A 14630-nucleotide genomic window follows, 5' to 3' on the forward strand; every position below is an offset into this window, starting at 1 on the left:
CAGCACGTGCGCCCCTCACGCCGTCCTGGCGACGGTGGGCCGCGCCGCAGTGTGCCGCCCCCTCGCTCCCTCTCCGTCCCCCACCTGGAGGCCCGCCATGACCACCCTCACCGTCCGCCGAAGTCTGCGCCCCCACATGGCCGCCGTCAGCCTGCTGCTCCTGGCGGCGTGCCAGAGCGCCGCGCCCACCCCTGCTGGCGCCAACAAACTGCTGGCCGTCACCGCTAGCAGCGCCACCTCGGTGCGGCTGGACTTCGATGGGGCGCTGGGCCCACCGCAGGTCAGCGCCCTCGTCCTGGCCGATGATCAGGGCGCGAAGTTGCCCGTGCTCTCCGCCTACCTGACCGCCGACCGGCGCGGTCTCGATCTGGCGACCGGCCCCCAGCGCGCTGGACGCTACAGCGTCAGGCTGAGCGGGGTGCGAACCGCCTCCGGCGGGGCGGTGAGCGGCCAGGGCGAATTTGCCGGCTCCGTGGTGGCGGCCCCGGTGGTGAGCACTGTCACCCCCCTGAGCCCCACCGAACTGCTCGTGGTGCTGCGGGATCCCGCCACCGGCGAGGGGGCCCGCTTCGACCCCGCGGCCACCCGGCCCGAACACTTCGTGCTGGCCCCGGGGGTGGGGGGGGCCGGCCTGAAGGGACAGGCATCGCCGGCCAAGGTGCAGGGCGTGCGGTTCAGCCAGGATCAGACCAGCGCGGTGCTGAGCGTGCCGGCGTTGTCCGGTGGTTCCTGGGTGCTCGACGTGGCCGGAGCCCGGGTGGCCGCGTCCAGCGGCCAGGCGCCCGCCCTGGTGGATCCGCAGCGCAGCCAGGACACCTTCACGCCCATGGCGGCCGGCCCGGACAAGGTGCCGCCGGTGGTCAAGCAGATCCTGTCCACCGGCAACACCAGCGTGCAGTTGCTGTTCAGCGAGCCCCTCACCTCGGCGGCCGCGGATCTGGCGCGGTACACCGTCACGGACGCCGCCGGGCAGCCCCTGGCCGTGACGGCGGCCAGGCTCAGCGAGTTCCAGACCTCGCTGGTGCTGACCACCACCCCCCAGACCGGGGGCACGGCCTATACGGTCAAGTCCACCGGTCTCGCCGACCCCGCCGGCAACGCGCTGAGTGAGGGCGCGTCCACCCTCACCTTTACGGGCAGCTCGCGCGCCGGCCCCCCCGGCGCGGATACCACGCCGCCGCGGGTGGTGTCCGCGGGGGCCACCTCGAACACCACCGTGCGCGTCAGCTTCTCCGAGCCCATGCGCGGTGGCCCGGACGGAGCGGAGAACCCCGCCCGCTACCGGATCACCGGCGCGGCCGGCGCGGCGTCCTCTCAGAGCGGCGTGACGCCGCAGGCGGCCACGCTGGAGGTGACGGCCGCCACACTGGTGAGCGATGGCCAGACCGTCGAGCTGACCACCCGGCCTCAGTCGGACGTGAAGTATGAGCTGGCGGTCAGCGACGTCACCGACCGCGCCGGCAACCCACTGGCCCCGCCCGAGCGCGGGGTGAACCCCAGCCGCGCGACCTTCGTGGGGCTCCCGCCGGGCGGCGCGCCCGTGGACACCGATGGCGACGGCGTGGGCGACGCCGAGGAGATGCGGGGCTGGACGATCCGGATCACCACGCTGAGCAGCGGGGTGCAGGCCCGCGAGGTCACCAGCGACCCGACGCGCGCCGACACGGACGAGGACGGTCTGAACGACCGCGACGAGAAGACCTACCAGACCGACCCGCGTGACACGGACACCGATGACGACCAGCTCAGCGACACCGACGAGCTGAACGTGCATTACACCACCCCCAACGACGCCGACAGCGACGACGACACGTTGGGTGACGGCCTGGAGGTGGGGTTCTTCAAGACCTCGCCACTCCTCGACGACACGGACGGCGACCAGCTCAAGGACTGGCAGGAGGTCGTCTCGGGCGTGCGCAATCCGCGCATCGCGGATCTGCCGCTGTCGGACATCGTGGTGAACGGTGTGGATCTGAAACTGGACACGCGCTTCACGGCTACGAGCGACCGCGGCACGCGCACCTTGGAGAGCAAAAGCGCCTCCACGACCCTGCAAGAGAGCCAGTCCACGAGCACGGAGCGATCGGACACGCACACCTCCGAGTGGTTCGCCAAGGCCGGCGTCGAGGCCGGGGCCAAGATCAAGTGGGGCTTTGTCGAGGGCGGCACAGCGGGCGAGGTTACGGTCAAGGCATCGGTGGAGGCCGGCGGCGGTGGCTCGGACGCCACCACGTTCACCCGCTCGTCGGTGGAGGGCTCTCAGCGCGAGTACGCCAGTACCCTCAGCACCGACAAGGAAGTCACGGTCAGCGAGAGCGTGACGCGCGAGGTGGTCGGGGCGGATCTCGCCGTTGGCCTGACCGTCAGGAACACCGGCAACATCTCGTTCACGATCCGGAACCTGGAAGTCACGGCCCTGATGCCCGATCCGAAGAACCTGGGCAGCTTCATTCCGGTGGCGACCCTGCGCGCCGACGGCGGGGGGGCGGACGGCATTAGCGTGGGGCCCTTCAGCCCGTCGCGCGGCCCCTTCCGCTTCAAGGCCACCCAGGTGTTTCCGGCGCTGATCGAGCAGCTCATGCAGGATCCTAAGGGACTCATCTTCCGGGTGGTCAACTACGACATCTCCGACGAGCTCGGGCGCAACTTCGCCTACACCTCGCAGCAGATCAACGAGCGCACCGCGCAGGTGATCATCGATTACGGCGGGGGGTTGCCCTTGGAGCGGTACCGCGTGGCCACCGGTTCCACCTTCGGCGGCAGCGGCCGCCCCGCGGGCCGCACCCTGCAGTCCATCATGGAGGACGTGCTGGAGCTCAAGCACCATGACGCCAGCGAGGACGCGGGTCTGAGTCCCGCGGAGCGGCACGCCTCGTACTCGACCAAGGTCGTGAACGGCGTCGAGGAGCTGTGGCGGGTGCGCGAGCTGTCAAAGGACGCGCCGGTATCCGGTTCCGGGCTCGATCCGCAGCGTCAGCGCTGGTTTCTCATCCGCGACAACACCTTGGATGACACCCTGCCCTTCGGCCCCACGGTCGTGCAGTCGGGCCAGACGCTGCGTCTGGTGTTTAACCAGGATCTCGACCACGACGGCCTGACCCTCAGCGAGGAGCAGCTCTACGGCACCTCGGACAGCCGGAAGGATTCGGACGAAGACGGCCTCGAGGACGCCGAGGAACTGTACGGGCCGCTGAACGGCGACGGGAAGCGCCAGCCGCTGACCATCCTGAGTGACGGGCAGGTGCGGCCGCTGCGCTCCAACCCGGCGGCCCCGGACTCGGACGGGGACGGCCTGACCGACTGCCAGGAACTCCGCTCGACCCGCGTGGGCTGCGAGATGTACACGGCGCCCTTCATCCGGAACCCGAAAGTGCCGGATCAGATGATCGGCACCCCGTATGTCCAGCAGCTCGATCCCTCGGATGCCGACACCGATGGGGACAGTATTCCCGACGGAACCGAATTGAAGGGGTACACGATCCGGTCGTTCCCGGGCGGCGAACCGATCACGGTGTACAGCAATCCCTTCCTCACGGACTCGGATCAGGATAAGCTGCCCGACAGCGTCGAGCGGCGCCTGGGCACCGACCCGGGCGTCCCGGATCGCGACCGGGTGGCCGATGACGACGGCGACGGCCTGGCCAACGTGGTCGAGAAGGAGGGCTGGGACGTCACCACGTACGATTTGGCGGGCGTGGCCAGCACGCGCCGTGTGACGTCCGACCACACCAACCCCAACTCGGACAGCGACACGCTGGACGATCGCCAGGAGCAACTGCTGGGCACCGATCCGCGCGCGGCGGACACCGACAGCGACGGCCTGGGTGACGCTGAGGAACAGGCCGCGCGCACCATCCCGCAGCGGGCGGACACGGACGGCGACGGCCGCAGCGACGGCGACGAGCTGAACGTGCCCTGGACGGTGAAAACCACCACGCCGTACCAGGTGCGGTCAGACCCTCTGCAACGGGACGCCGACTTCGACGACCTGAGCGACGCCGATGAATACCGCTACGGCACCGATCCCTACAAGGCAGACACCGACAGCGACGACAGCCGTGACGAGTTCGAACTGCTCAACCGGCGCAACGGTCTCAGCCCACTGATCCGTGACAAACTGCTGAAATTGCGTTTGCGCACCATTACTGTGGACGGCGATTGCGACGATATTGCCGGCAACAATTATGGTGAGTTCACTGGTACGATCGGAATAAAATTTGGCTCAGGTGGTTTTGAGCCCCTCATGAGCCTGTATGACGACGAAAACAAAAGGAGAAGGTTGGATGACGTGCGTGAAGGGACGACCTACACTGTCCCCGAAAATTTCAATACTGGCCCGAGAGTGATAAGAGAAGGGGACACGTTTGGCCTACACACATCTGGAATTGAGGAAGCGGATGATACCAAAAAGGACACCTTCTTGGATGCCTCCACTATTTTAAATTATGATCAAATTAACGCCAATCAGGTGATGATTCTGTCAGTGTCTCGTAATTCGAACTGCGGTTTGACTATTCGCGGGGATCTCAGTTGGACTAAAGAGTAACGGGTTTTTGGATATAGGGCCCGTAAAGGGCTCTATATTTATTGTATAAACTAATGCTTTCCATTCAAGACTGAATTGACGCCTGTAAGCTTAATAATCATACTTCGCCTCTCTGATCTGAGCAATGCTACCGTTTGACTAACAGGTTTTTTGAATGTACAGCAGCGTCGCCTGCACCCGCGCGTTGACGGCCGGGTCGCGGGTGTCGACGCCCAGCGCGGCGTACAGCTGCCCCACCGCGTTGTCGATCCAGCGGGGACTCACCCCCAGGTGCCGGGCGATGGCCGCGTTGCTGTGTCCCTGCGCCAGCAGCGTCCAGATCTCGCGCTGGCGCGCGCTGAGTTCGCCCACCTGGCGGCCTGCGTCCCAGCCCGGGGGCGCGGTGGGAACCGGGGGCACTGGGCGAGGTTCCCCTGGTGGCCGGGGGGCAGACTCACCGTGGCTGAAGGGTTCCAGGCCCGCGTCCCCGATCCAGCGGGCGATCTGAGCTGTGCAGGTGGTCAACACCCGCTCCTGCTCTGCGCTCGGCTCGGCGTGGCGGTGGTAGCCGGTGAGCACTCCCATCACCTCGCCCCGCACGACCACCGGCCGGGCGGCCACGTGGCGGCCCCCGGCGACCCGTCCCAGGATCATGGTCAGGAAGGAGGGCACCATGCCGCCGGTGTACGCTTCAATGGTTCCAGTCACTGCCTCGCGCCCGTCAATGACCCGGAGGAGCAGCAGGTTGCGGTCGATCGGCGTCGCCACCGCGCGTGGATCGTAGGCGGGCAGGCGCAGGTTCATCAGGGCGAAGGCCCGCTGAACCTGTGCCTGGTGCCAGCCGGCGTTGGCAAAGCTGCGCGTGGTGCGGCTCCGTGGATCGTAGGTGCAGAAGGTGGCCAGGCGAAACTGCCCGCTGCGTTGCAGCGTCTCGACCAGGGTGTGCACCGCCGCTTCCCAGGCACGGGGTGGGGGCGGCGCCACGTCTGAGGTCACCCCCGCAGTATGCCCGGTTGTGGCGCGGAGGCAAGGCGATATGCCCAGTCGAGTCTGAGGCGTCCAACTCGGCACACCCACTCGGGCCAATCAAACGGCTGGTGAGTACGACCCACCGGGATGACGGCAGGCGTGGGCTCTTCCGAGCCGATGTTCCGTGCGGCATGGGGATGCTCGTCATTCGGTGTGACGTCAATGCTGAACACGTTGGAGCGGCGCAGCCCCCGCGCAGGGCGAGGCCGATCCTCGACCGTCCCGTGTGCCCCGTCGATCTGCGTCTGGGCTTGACCTGGCGCATACCCAAAGGGGTGGGCAGACGAGCGTTTCCGCAGGTTCCTGGCCCCCTCATCCGCGTTGCGCTTCGTTCTGGAGCATCCGTAGAGGGCCCCCTGTTCCTCGCGTTCGGCGCTCTGCGAGTCCACTCCGCGCCCTTGGTGCTCCTTGACTTCGCCGCTCTGCGAGTGCCTTCGCCCCGGGTTGAATCGTCTAGATCTAACCGCGCTTGGGATCACGCGGCCTGGATCGCCGGGTTGGTCAGACGTTCGATCTGTGACAGGCCAGGCCCTCCCCGTTCAGGGGCTACCGTCCCCCGCTGCCTGAGGCTCCCCTGAGGAGGCGCAGACGTGAAGCTGATTGGCTCCTACTCCCATGCGCCATGGACGCGGCTCCCCTGCCCGAGTGCGACGAACGTCTCCGCATGGCGGCCCGCCTGTGGGCGGCCTGGCCGTGGCTGATGGCGCTGACCCTGGGGAGCGCACCCGCGCTGCATATGCTGGGCCTTTCGGGCCTGTGGCTGGTGCTGATCCCGGCCCTGGGGGGCCTGCTGCTGACGCTCGTGGTCGTGCTGCCGGCCCGGCACCCGCGCCCGGGGTTCACGCCTGCGGCCGGTGAGCGTGCGGTTCCTGCGATGTCACGCCCGACGGCCTGAACCGCGCTCACTGAATGCAGGCGCTGGCTTCGGTCGGGCGCCGCAGCGCTCCAGAGAGGGCCAGCTTGGCTCGCCCAGGGCGACGGGCTCCTGAAGCCCGCCGAGAGGGGGGCATACAGCCCCCTCACGCTTCCATCCCTGAGCGGACGGCCCCGCCCCCACCCCCATCTGCCAGACTGAACCCATGTGGACAGCGACGCTCTGGGGTCTGGCGGCGGGCTCCTCCCTCCTCGTCGGCGCCCTGCTGGGGCTGTACGCGCCGCTGCACAAACGCCTGGTCGCGCTGATCATGGCGCTGGGGGCCGGCGTGCTGATCAGTTCGGTGACCTTCGAACTGCTGGACGAGGCCTTCAACCGGGGCGGTTTTGGTGCGGTGGCGACCGGACTGGTGCTGGGCGCGCTGGCGTTCTTCCTAGGTGACCTGGCGGTGAACCGCGCTGGCGGCCTGCACCGCAAGCGCAGCACGGGTCAGCAGGAGGGGGGTCAGGCCAGTGCCATCGTGTTGGGCACGCTGATGGACGGCATCCCGGAATCGGTCGCCATCGGGGTCAGTCTGCTGGCGGGCGGGACGCTGAGCTGGGAGTTTCTGGCGGCCGTGTTCCTGAGCAACATCCCCGAGAGCTTGAGTGCCAGCGTCGGCCTCAAACGGGCCGGGCACCGGCCCGCGCACATCCTGGGGTTGTGGGCCGCCATCGCCGCGGCGAGCGGCCTGGCCTCGGGCCTCGGGTACGCAGTGCTGGGGTCAGCGGGCCCCGGGCTGATCGCGGGGATCCAGGCCTTCGCCGCCGGGGCCATCCTGACCATGCTGTCGTCGACCATGTTGCCCGAAGCGTACGAGGAGGGCGGGGCCGCCATCGGGCTGGCCACCACCGTCGGCTTCCTGGCGGCGTTCACCCTCAGTCACCTGTAGCGGGTCGGGTCGGGCTGCTGAGGTGGCGCATGAAGGCGTTCCAGCGCACGGGCTGACCTATACTGGGGCATCCCCGACAAGATCAGCGCGGTTCAAGGAGACAGTCATGCCTGAGAAGAAGACCGGCAAGAGTGCGGCCAGTGCGGCGGCCAAGACCCTGCGGGATGGGCGCACAGGCGCAGATTCCAAGGCGGCGGCGGGGAGCGCCCTGTCGCAGGTGAAGGGGGGGCGGAGCACGGGCGTGAAAGCGGCCCAGGCGGCCTCGGACGTCTTGCAGAGTCCAGACACGGGCAAGGCGTCGAAAAAGGCGGCCGGGAGCGCCCTGTCCCAGAAGAAGAAGTCGGGCTGAACCGATCTCGGTGTGACGGGTCATCTGGCTTCAGCGGGCTGGGGGCCAGGGGCACGGCGCCCAGGTGGGCCTGTACCGGATGACTGGTGATGGAGGTGGGGCAGGACGTGCTCGCCCTGCGGCCAACGGGGGGCGAGGCTCACGCCACGAGGCGGGCCGCGCTGGTCGGCCTCCTGGAGGCGACCCACCCCGGCGCGGGCGCTGAACGACAAGCACTCGCGGCGCTGGAACGGGCGGCTAAGCTGGAGCGCCTGGTCAGCGGAGACCCAGGGGCGGGGAGGGGTTCGGGGGCTCGCACCGCCCGTTCCGGCTGGGCGCGGGCGGCCTTGGCCAGCTTGAACAGCAGCGCACTCTTGCCCTGCACCCGCCGGAGGTGCCGCGGCACCTCCGCCTCCACCCTGCTCTCGGCGCGGGTGCCGATGTGGTGGGCCACCGAGACCAGCAGTTCCACCAGGTCTTCGGTGACCTCGGTCAGCCGCTCCCAGCACAGCGCGGCGAGCAGGACGTGGCGCAGGGGCGCGGGATGGCGGCGCAATTCGCGGGGTGGTTCACTGGCGGCCCGGCGCCGGTACTGCTGGAGCACTCTGGGAGGAACCCCCTGAACCAGCTGCGGCGGAAGGCCGAGGGCGCTCAGCTCGCTGAGCTTGGCGAGTTCCTGCAGGACGGTGTCGACCGTGACCCGCCCGGCGGTGTCTTTGAGGGTGGCCAGGGTGGAGCGGACGACCAGCAGCAGTTGCAGGTCATCCGCCGCCGCATCGGTGCTGATCAGGGCGTTCAGGGCCTGACAGGTTGGGGGCTGAGCCGGCGCTGGATGCTCTGCATCCAGTGCTCCTCCTGGGCGCCCACGGCCGCGCGCAGGCAGCGACTGAATCGCTGTGCCGTCGGCGGAACGAGACGCTGTCCCCGCAGAAAGTCCCGTCCGCGCTGCCTCAGGCTCTCCGAGTCCGGATTGAGGTCGGCGACCAGGGGCGTGAGGTGGGCGATCAGCGCCGCCCCGTCCGGTGCGCGGAAGGCCCGGAAGCCGCAGAAGTGCGCCACCTCATCGCGGTAGCGCCGCGCCGTTCGGGTCGACCAGTCCACCTCTGCCCACAGGGCTGGAGAGAGGCCGAGCTGCTGGGACAGGACGTCGATGACCGCCGCAGGCACCGCCTGCGGACGATCCAGAAACTCGCCCCCCACCTGAAAGGTCTTGAGCAGGGCGGCCAGGTGAAGCGTGGCCGCCGCGCCCTTGTGGCCCAGGAAGACCCGTTCCCCGGCGCTCAGGGTGAAGTGGTGCGCGAGTTCCTCGGGCGTCCAGGTGCGGATCACGCGGCGCTCAGCGCTGAAGAAGCCGGGTGATGGTGCTGGGATGCACGCCGAACAAGCGGGCGCACTGCGCCGCCGTGCGCCGCCCGGCCTGGACGGACTCGCGGATGTCCTGCTCCTGGTGCGGGAGGAGTTTGCGCCGACGCCCGCTGACGCGCCCCTCGGAGCGCGCCTGCTCCAGTCCTGCCAGGGTGCGCTCGCGGATCATGGCGCGCTCGAACTCGGCGAAGGCGCCGACCATCTGCATCATCATCCGGCCGGCGGGCGTGGTGGTGTCGATGGCCTCGGTCAGACTGCGGAACCCCGCTTCCCGCTCACCCAGCAGCTCCATCAGGTGCAGCAGATCTTTCAGGCTGCGGCTGAGCCGGTCGAGCTTCCAGACGACCACCAAGTCCCCGGGGCGCAGCTGGTCGAGCATGCGGTGAAGTTCGGGGCGATCCCAGCGGCCTCCCGAAGCGTGTTCGGTGAACACGCGTCCCACGCCGCTCTCCTTCAGCGCCCGGAGCTGTGCGGCGGTGTCCTGGTCGTGCTGCTTGCTGACGCGTGCATACCCAATCTGCATGGGGCCTCCAGGAGTGCCAAAACGTGGTGCGGATGCTCCTGATTATGCAACAGTGTTTCGCAACGCCAGAACCCGCTGCCCGTCACATCATCAGCATCGTTGAACAGACGAATGTTTTCGCAATCCTGGTGTACAACCAGGGCTTATCCGTGTCGTGACCCCTGTACGCGCTCGAATAGGATCCACTGACCACCCGGTGTCCAGTTCGCGCGCAGACCCTGCGTGACGGCTTGCGGAGCACTGAAGGTGGGCTTGGCTGAGCGTACTGGTCGCCCGGAGTCAGAAGGTCAGCGAGACGTGGCGTGACCTTCGGAAACTCCAGGGCTGCCTGGCAAGTCACGGCGTGAAGCTTCGGTGAAGAGCTCAGGGAATCCAGGAGAGGGGGGCTGGGCATACAGGGGATGAAAGCAATCATCCAGCCGTCCGTCACCCTCCCCCTCGCAGCGCCATCTCCTGTTCCCCAGAGGTCGTCATGTTCCAGCGTCACCGTCCGTTCCGTCCTGACCTCGCCGCCCTGCTCACACCCAGCGTGACTGGCGCCCTTGCCCTCGCGCAGCAGGCCAGCGGCGGCGCCCAAGGCATGAGCCAGCCGCCCGCCATCAACGGCCCCGCGGTTTCCGCGCGCGACCGGGTGGACACCGCCGACCAGACCTCGACCACCGTCACGGTCATGAATCTCGCGACCAACGCTGTGCCACATCCATCACCAAACAGAGGAGCCTCATGTTCAGACGTGTCCTGATGACATCACTGGTCGTGGCCGCCCTAGCGCCAGGCGCGGCCAGCGCGGCGACCGTACAGCTCTTCCCCTTCAAGGGCATGGGCCGCGCGGACAGCCCGGCTGCGACTGGACAGCTCAGTGTCCGCAGCCCCACTCCGCAGCTAGCGGTGTCCACCCTGACCCTGCGGGGCCTGACGCCGGGCCGGGCCTACGTCGCCCACTATCACGCGTTGGGGAAGGCGGCGACTGAGCCCTGCTCGTCCCAGGGGCCCGTCACCCTGGGCTTCCCGGCCTTCAAGGCCAATGCACGCGGGCAGGCCACGGTCGTCCTGCGGGCCGATTCAGCGCGCATCGCTGGGGCTCTGGGTGCGTATGTCAACGTCCACACGGCGTCTGATTTGACGGTCGTGCCGCTGTGTGCGGCGCTGCTGAAGACGGGGGCGGCTCCGGCTACCCCGGCCACCGCTCCAGCGCCGACAGCCGCCACCCCGGTGGCTGCGGCTCCGGTCACCGTAAAGGTCGGGGACAACGTGTTTCAGCCCACCAGCCTGACCGTCCCCGCCGGCACCACCGTGACCTGGCTCCATACCGGGCAGATCACCCACAACGTCCTGTCCCTGACGGTGGCCGACCTGAAGTCACCGGATCTGCGGCCAGGGGACAAGTACAGCTACACCTTCAAGACCCCCGGCACCTATACCTACTACTGCTCGTACCACGATGGCATGAGCGCCACGATCACTGTGACCAACCGCTGAGGCGGAGTCAATGCACCACGCACCACGGAGGAACATATGTTCGTAGACAAGATCGTTCTGGGGATGGCCACCACCGCGCTGCTCGGCTCGTGCAGCATGATGATGGGTGGCGGCACCACCTACACCTTCAAGCACAACGCCAACGCGGCCGATCCCGCCGCCATGGGCAAGGCCGTGGCGACCATGAGTGGCGGCATGGTCAGCACCACCCTGACGGTGAGCGGCCTGACGCCCAGCAAGGCGTACATCGCGCACTACCACGCCTTCGGCCCGGCGTCCAGCACCGATCCCTGCGCCTCCAACGGGCCGGTGACACTGGGCTTCCCAGGCTTCATGTCGGACGCCAGCGGCAACGCCAGCGTGACCGTCAGCGGCGACATGACCAAGATCGCGGGCGACCTGGGCGCGTACATCAACGTCCACTACGCCAGCGATCCCAGCGTCGTGCCGATCTGCGCCCCAGTCAAGATGACCAAGGGCTGAGGATCGCAACCAGGGCGGCCTTCACGGCAACGTGGGGGCCGCCTTGCTGACGTGTCCACTGGCCGCCCCTGGCCGTGTCCATCACCACCTCTGGTCTACCCGCCGGGCAGGGCCACCCGGCCCAGCGGGCGGGTCGGGGCCGGGCTGCCCCCGGCGGGTTCCACGCTGATGCCCACAGACGCGTAGCCCCGCCAGCCCACCTGCAAGGCGGTGCCGCCCGTGAGCCCCAGACTGACCGGCACGCGGGCGCCCGTCCCGCTGCCTGTGCGGCCCCATGCCTGGTAGACCTGCCCGGCCGGCGCCGGCCGGGCGAGAATCACCAGGGCCTGTCCGTCCGGCCGCACGAGCAGGGTGCCGAACGCCTGACCGTCCGGCGACGCGAGGGTCAGCCTGGACGCGCCCTGGGCCTCCCACCGCTGGGCCGTGGTCTGCGGGGACGGTGCCGTCATGAGGCGGGTCGTGAGGGGCGTCAGGGCCAGCACCAGCACGGCGGCCGCCGCCAGCCACGGCCAGCGCGGGCGGTGGAGGCGGGGCACCGCTCTGAGCGGCGGCTGAGTCGTGAAAGGGCTAGCCCCGGCGACGCGGCGGGCCTGCAGGCGTTCCCACCCGCCACTGGGCAACGCTGCGTCGGGCAGGTCGTCGGCGAGCGAGAACAGCGCGTCTTGCAGCCGGGCCAGCTCGGCGCGGCAGGTGGAGCAGCCGGACAGGTGAGCCTCGACGCTCTCCAATTCCGCCTGCTCCAGGTCACCGAGGACGTACCCGGGCAGCAGCTCCGTCGGGTGGGTCATGGGGTCATCCTCCTGCGGAGATTCAGCAGCGCGCGGCGCAGTCGGCTTTTGACCGTGCCCAGGGGCAGCCCGGTGCGGGCCGCGAGTTCAGCGTGCGTGTAGCCGCCAAAGAACATGCCCTCCAGCAGCAGCCGGTCGGTGTCCGGGAGCGATCTCAGGGCGGCGCCCAGCAGGGCCTGATCCAGGGGATCGCGCGCTGGCGAGGGCGCTGGCAGGTCGAAGGCCGGATCGTCGACCGCGCCGTCACGGGCCTGTGGCCGGGCGCGGCGGGCGCGCAGCCGCTCCAGGCACAGGTGGTGGGCGATGGTCAGCACGAAGGTCTGCACCGTGCCGCGCGCCGGATCGTAGCGCCCGGCCTGGGCCTCCAGGCGCAGGAAGGTGTCCTGCAGGACTTCCTCGGCGTCCTCCGGGGAGACCAGCATCCGCAGGCACACGCGGTAGGTCACGCCGGCGAGCGCGTCGTAGAGGGCCTTCAGGGCGCCCTCCTGTCCATGCTGAAGCTGCACGAGCAGCCCCTGATGATCCAGAGCGGTCGGCAGGGGAGCGGGCATGACCGCAGTCTGCCGCACCGGCCGCCGCTCCGGGGCATGAAACCCAGGAAAGCAGGCGAATGCGGCGAAGTCGGACATACCTCCTGTATGCGCGCAGAGGGCTGCCTGGATGCACGTCTCAGGCAAGGAGGATGAACAGACAGCACGCTCAAATCGTGACCCCTGAACTCATCACCCACTCACACGATCTGGACAAAATTTCAGCCTTGGCCAGGTTAGGCCCATCTGGGTGGTTCACTCGACCAGTCCGAGCGCTCACCCTTGCCCTGGGCGAGGCCGCCTGCTAGCGTGACGCATCCCTTGGCATTTCCATCCCTTCCTCAGAGGAGCAGCTCATGCGTCCCTTTCACATTCTGCTGGTCGATGACAGCGTCGCCGACCTTGAACTGGCCCGCGAGGCCTTCGAAAGCCACCGCACGTCCCTGACCCTGCACACCTTCGAGGGGGGCCTGGGCGCCCTGAGCTTTCTGGAGACCCTGGAGGTGGGGGAGTTGCCGGACGTGATCGTGCTCGACATCAACATGCCCAGGATGAGCGGCTTCGACGTGCTGCGCATCCTCAAGGCGGACGCCCGCTGGGGGAGCATCCCCGTGGTGATGCTGTCCACGTCCTCGGGGCATCAGGATGTCACCCGGGCGTACTCGCTGCACGCCAGCTCGTACCTCGTGAAAGCGAGTTCCTTCCCCGCGTTCCTGAAGCAAATTGATCAGTTTCTGGCGTACTGGATGAGCAACCGCCTGCCGAGCTGGCCGGTGGCCTGAGCCGCAGTGGGCGCCGGCGCCGGGCAGGCTCAGCGCGTGGGACGGTGAGTGTGCGATGAAGGACGACCTGGAGGAGGTGCACTGGGCGGCGCTCGGCCTGGGGGCGACGGCCTCCGTCCTGAGCGTTCCCGAGCTGCTGCGCGGTCTGCTCACGGAAACGCAGGCCGAGCGGAGGCAGGCCGGCGGGTACTGGACGGTGGAGCACCTCCTGCGTCTGCTGTGGGACGAGGCCGGTGCGCTGCGGCCCGGTGTGCCCCAGGTGTACCGGTACCTGCTGGAGGTGCTCGTTCAGCCGCAGGTGGTGACGCGGGTGGACGTGCTGCGCTGCCTGTTCGTGTGGTTTGACGAGCAGGGCGGGACGGGCGCGGTGGCGGATGAGGTGCGGGCGGTGATGCGCGCGGGCCGGCCGGTGTACGAGGCGCTGCTGCGGGAGGGGGATCCAGAGCTCACGCCGGAAGTGCGCGAACTGCTGGCGCAGGCGTGGTGGCAGGAGGCGTAGGGGCTCAGGGGGGAGGAAGCCTGGACAGGCTGCTCCCACAGTCTTCGGGCGGCGGGTCGTCTTGATCCTGTCCCGGTCAGTGTGCCCAGATCTGGATGTGGAACGGTGCTGGAGGGTTCAGACTCGGCTCGCAGGGCGGTCACCCTGCGGGCGGCGGGCGGTCACGGGCCGTCCCGTGGGGGTGGCCAGGTGTGCCTTCTGGCGCGCAGCGGTGGGGGTCAGGGCGAGGGCGGTGATGCTGGAGGAGGGCCAGCCCTGATCACGCGGACTCCACCTCGAGCCTTACCGCTTTGTCCCGGTCATACAGGGCACACAGGCCGCTGGTGGTGCCGTGGCTGTACTCGAGGAGGGCGTCGGGTTCGCTCGTGCCGGGTTTCAGTCCCAGGGCTTTCAGCTGCTCGGCAGTGGCGAGGTGATCGGGGTAAGTCTGGTGGTATTTGGGGCGGGGGGTGGGTTTGGTGCGGGGCATGGGGGTCACCACCTGGGGACGTCCT

16 protein-coding genes are annotated in these 14630 nt (G+C 68.6%); 9 read left to right on the plus strand and 7 right to left on the minus strand.

The features are described 5' to 3' along the window. Positions 1–97 precede the first annotated feature (97 nt). The gene (locus CVO96_RS19705; protein WP_103314180.1) at positions 98–4546 is read left to right on the plus strand and encodes an Ig-like domain-containing domain; all 4449 of its coding nucleotides are present in this window, start codon (positions 98–100) and stop codon (positions 4544–4546) included. 138 nt (positions 4547–4684) lie between these two features. Here the strand turns inward: CVO96_RS19705 and CVO96_RS19710 are convergent, their stop codons facing one another. Further along, entirely contained in the window at positions 4685–5521 is an 837-nt protein-coding gene (locus CVO96_RS19710; protein WP_133161882.1) for a LuxR C-terminal-related transcriptional regulator, read from the minus strand. Between the two features lie 655 nt (positions 5522–6176). On the opposite strand from CVO96_RS19710, the gene CVO96_RS19715 reads away from it, so the two are divergent. From CVO96_RS19715 to CVO96_RS19725, 3 genes are all read left to right on the plus strand, one after another. After that, positions 6177–6449: a hypothetical protein gene (locus CVO96_RS19715; RefSeq protein ID WP_103314182.1), complete on the plus strand. Its 273-nt coding sequence runs from the start codon at positions 6177–6179 to the stop codon at positions 6447–6449. Positions 6450–6633: 184 nt separating this feature from the next. Beyond that, complete coding sequence (locus CVO96_RS19720) at positions 6634–7359, plus strand: ZIP family metal transporter (protein WP_103314183.1); 726 nt, start codon at positions 6634–6636, stop codon at positions 7357–7359. A 106-nt stretch (positions 7360–7465) separates the two neighbouring features. Then, entirely contained in the window at positions 7466–7708 is a 243-nt protein-coding gene (locus tag CVO96_RS19725; protein ID WP_103314184.1) for a hypothetical protein, read from the plus strand. A 139-nt stretch (positions 7709–7847) separates the two neighbouring features. Here the strand turns inward: CVO96_RS19725 and CVO96_RS19730 are convergent, their stop codons facing one another. The 3 genes from CVO96_RS19730 to CVO96_RS19740 form a co-directional block, all read right to left on the minus strand. After that, entirely contained in the window at positions 7848–8291 is a 444-nt protein-coding gene (locus CVO96_RS19730) for a hypothetical protein (protein ID WP_103314185.1), read from the minus strand. A gap of 191 nt (positions 8292–8482) precedes the next feature. After that, complete coding sequence (locus CVO96_RS19735) at positions 8483–9016, minus strand: DUF4158 domain-containing protein (RefSeq protein ID WP_165795461.1); 534 nt, start codon at positions 9014–9016, stop codon at positions 8483–8485. Positions 9017–9023: 7 nt separating this feature from the next. Further along, entirely contained in the window at positions 9024–9575 is a 552-nt protein-coding gene (locus CVO96_RS19740; protein WP_103314187.1) for a recombinase family protein, read from the minus strand. Positions 9576–10047: 472 nt separating this feature from the next. Between CVO96_RS19740 and CVO96_RS20870 the strand changes: the two genes are divergently transcribed. From CVO96_RS20870 to CVO96_RS19750, 3 genes are read left to right on the plus strand one after another with little or no spacing between them, the layout of a single operon-like run. Further along, on the plus strand, positions 10048–10317 hold the full coding sequence (locus CVO96_RS20870) for a hypothetical protein (protein WP_133161883.1): 270 nt from the start codon (positions 10048–10050) through the stop codon (positions 10315–10317). Further along, on the plus strand, positions 10299–11054 hold the full coding sequence (locus CVO96_RS19745) for a cupredoxin domain-containing protein (RefSeq protein ID WP_103314188.1): 756 nt from the start codon (positions 10299–10301) through the stop codon (positions 11052–11054). The genes CVO96_RS20870 and CVO96_RS19745 overlap by 19 nt, the downstream gene beginning before the upstream one ends. Before the next feature lie 36 nt (positions 11055–11090). Next, the gene (locus CVO96_RS19750) at positions 11091–11537 is read left to right on the plus strand and encodes a CHRD domain-containing protein (RefSeq protein WP_103314189.1); all 447 of its coding nucleotides are present in this window, start codon (positions 11091–11093) and stop codon (positions 11535–11537) included. Between the two features lie 95 nt (positions 11538–11632). Here the strand turns inward: CVO96_RS19750 and CVO96_RS19755 are convergent, their stop codons facing one another. Both CVO96_RS19755 and CVO96_RS19760 read right to left on the minus strand, forming a co-directional pair. Beyond that, entirely contained in the window at positions 11633–12325 is a 693-nt protein-coding gene (locus CVO96_RS19755; RefSeq protein ID WP_103314190.1) for an anti-sigma factor, read from the minus strand. Then, positions 12322–12876 carry an RNA polymerase sigma factor gene (locus CVO96_RS19760; RefSeq protein ID WP_103314240.1) on the minus strand — a complete coding sequence of 185 codons (555 nt, stop codon included), beginning with the start codon at positions 12874–12876 and terminating at the stop codon, positions 12322–12324. The genes CVO96_RS19755 and CVO96_RS19760 overlap by 4 nt, the downstream gene beginning before the upstream one ends. A 335-nt stretch (positions 12877–13211) precedes the next feature. Here CVO96_RS19760 and CVO96_RS19765 point away from each other — a divergent pair, with 335 nt between their 5' ends. Both CVO96_RS19765 and CVO96_RS19770 read left to right on the plus strand, forming a co-directional pair. Continuing rightward, positions 13212–13637 (plus strand): response regulator, encoded by a 426-nt coding sequence (locus CVO96_RS19765; RefSeq protein WP_103314191.1) that lies wholly within the window; start codon positions 13212–13214, stop codon positions 13635–13637. A 55-nt stretch (positions 13638–13692) separates the two neighbouring features. Then, a complete protein-coding gene (locus CVO96_RS19770) occupies positions 13693–14136 on the plus strand; it encodes a hypothetical protein (RefSeq protein ID WP_103314192.1) in 444 nt (147 codons plus the stop codon). A 259-nt stretch (positions 14137–14395) separates the two neighbouring features. On the opposite strand, the gene CVO96_RS19775 is transcribed toward CVO96_RS19770, so the two are convergent. Then, positions 14396–14605 (minus strand): hypothetical protein, encoded by a 210-nt coding sequence (locus CVO96_RS19775; protein ID WP_103314241.1) that lies wholly within the window; start codon positions 14603–14605, stop codon positions 14396–14398. Positions 14606–14630 lie beyond the last annotated feature (25 nt).

This window comes from Deinococcus koreensis (assembly GCF_002901445.1).
GTDB lineage: Bacteria > Deinococcota > Deinococci > Deinococcales > Deinococcaceae > Deinococcus > Deinococcus koreensis.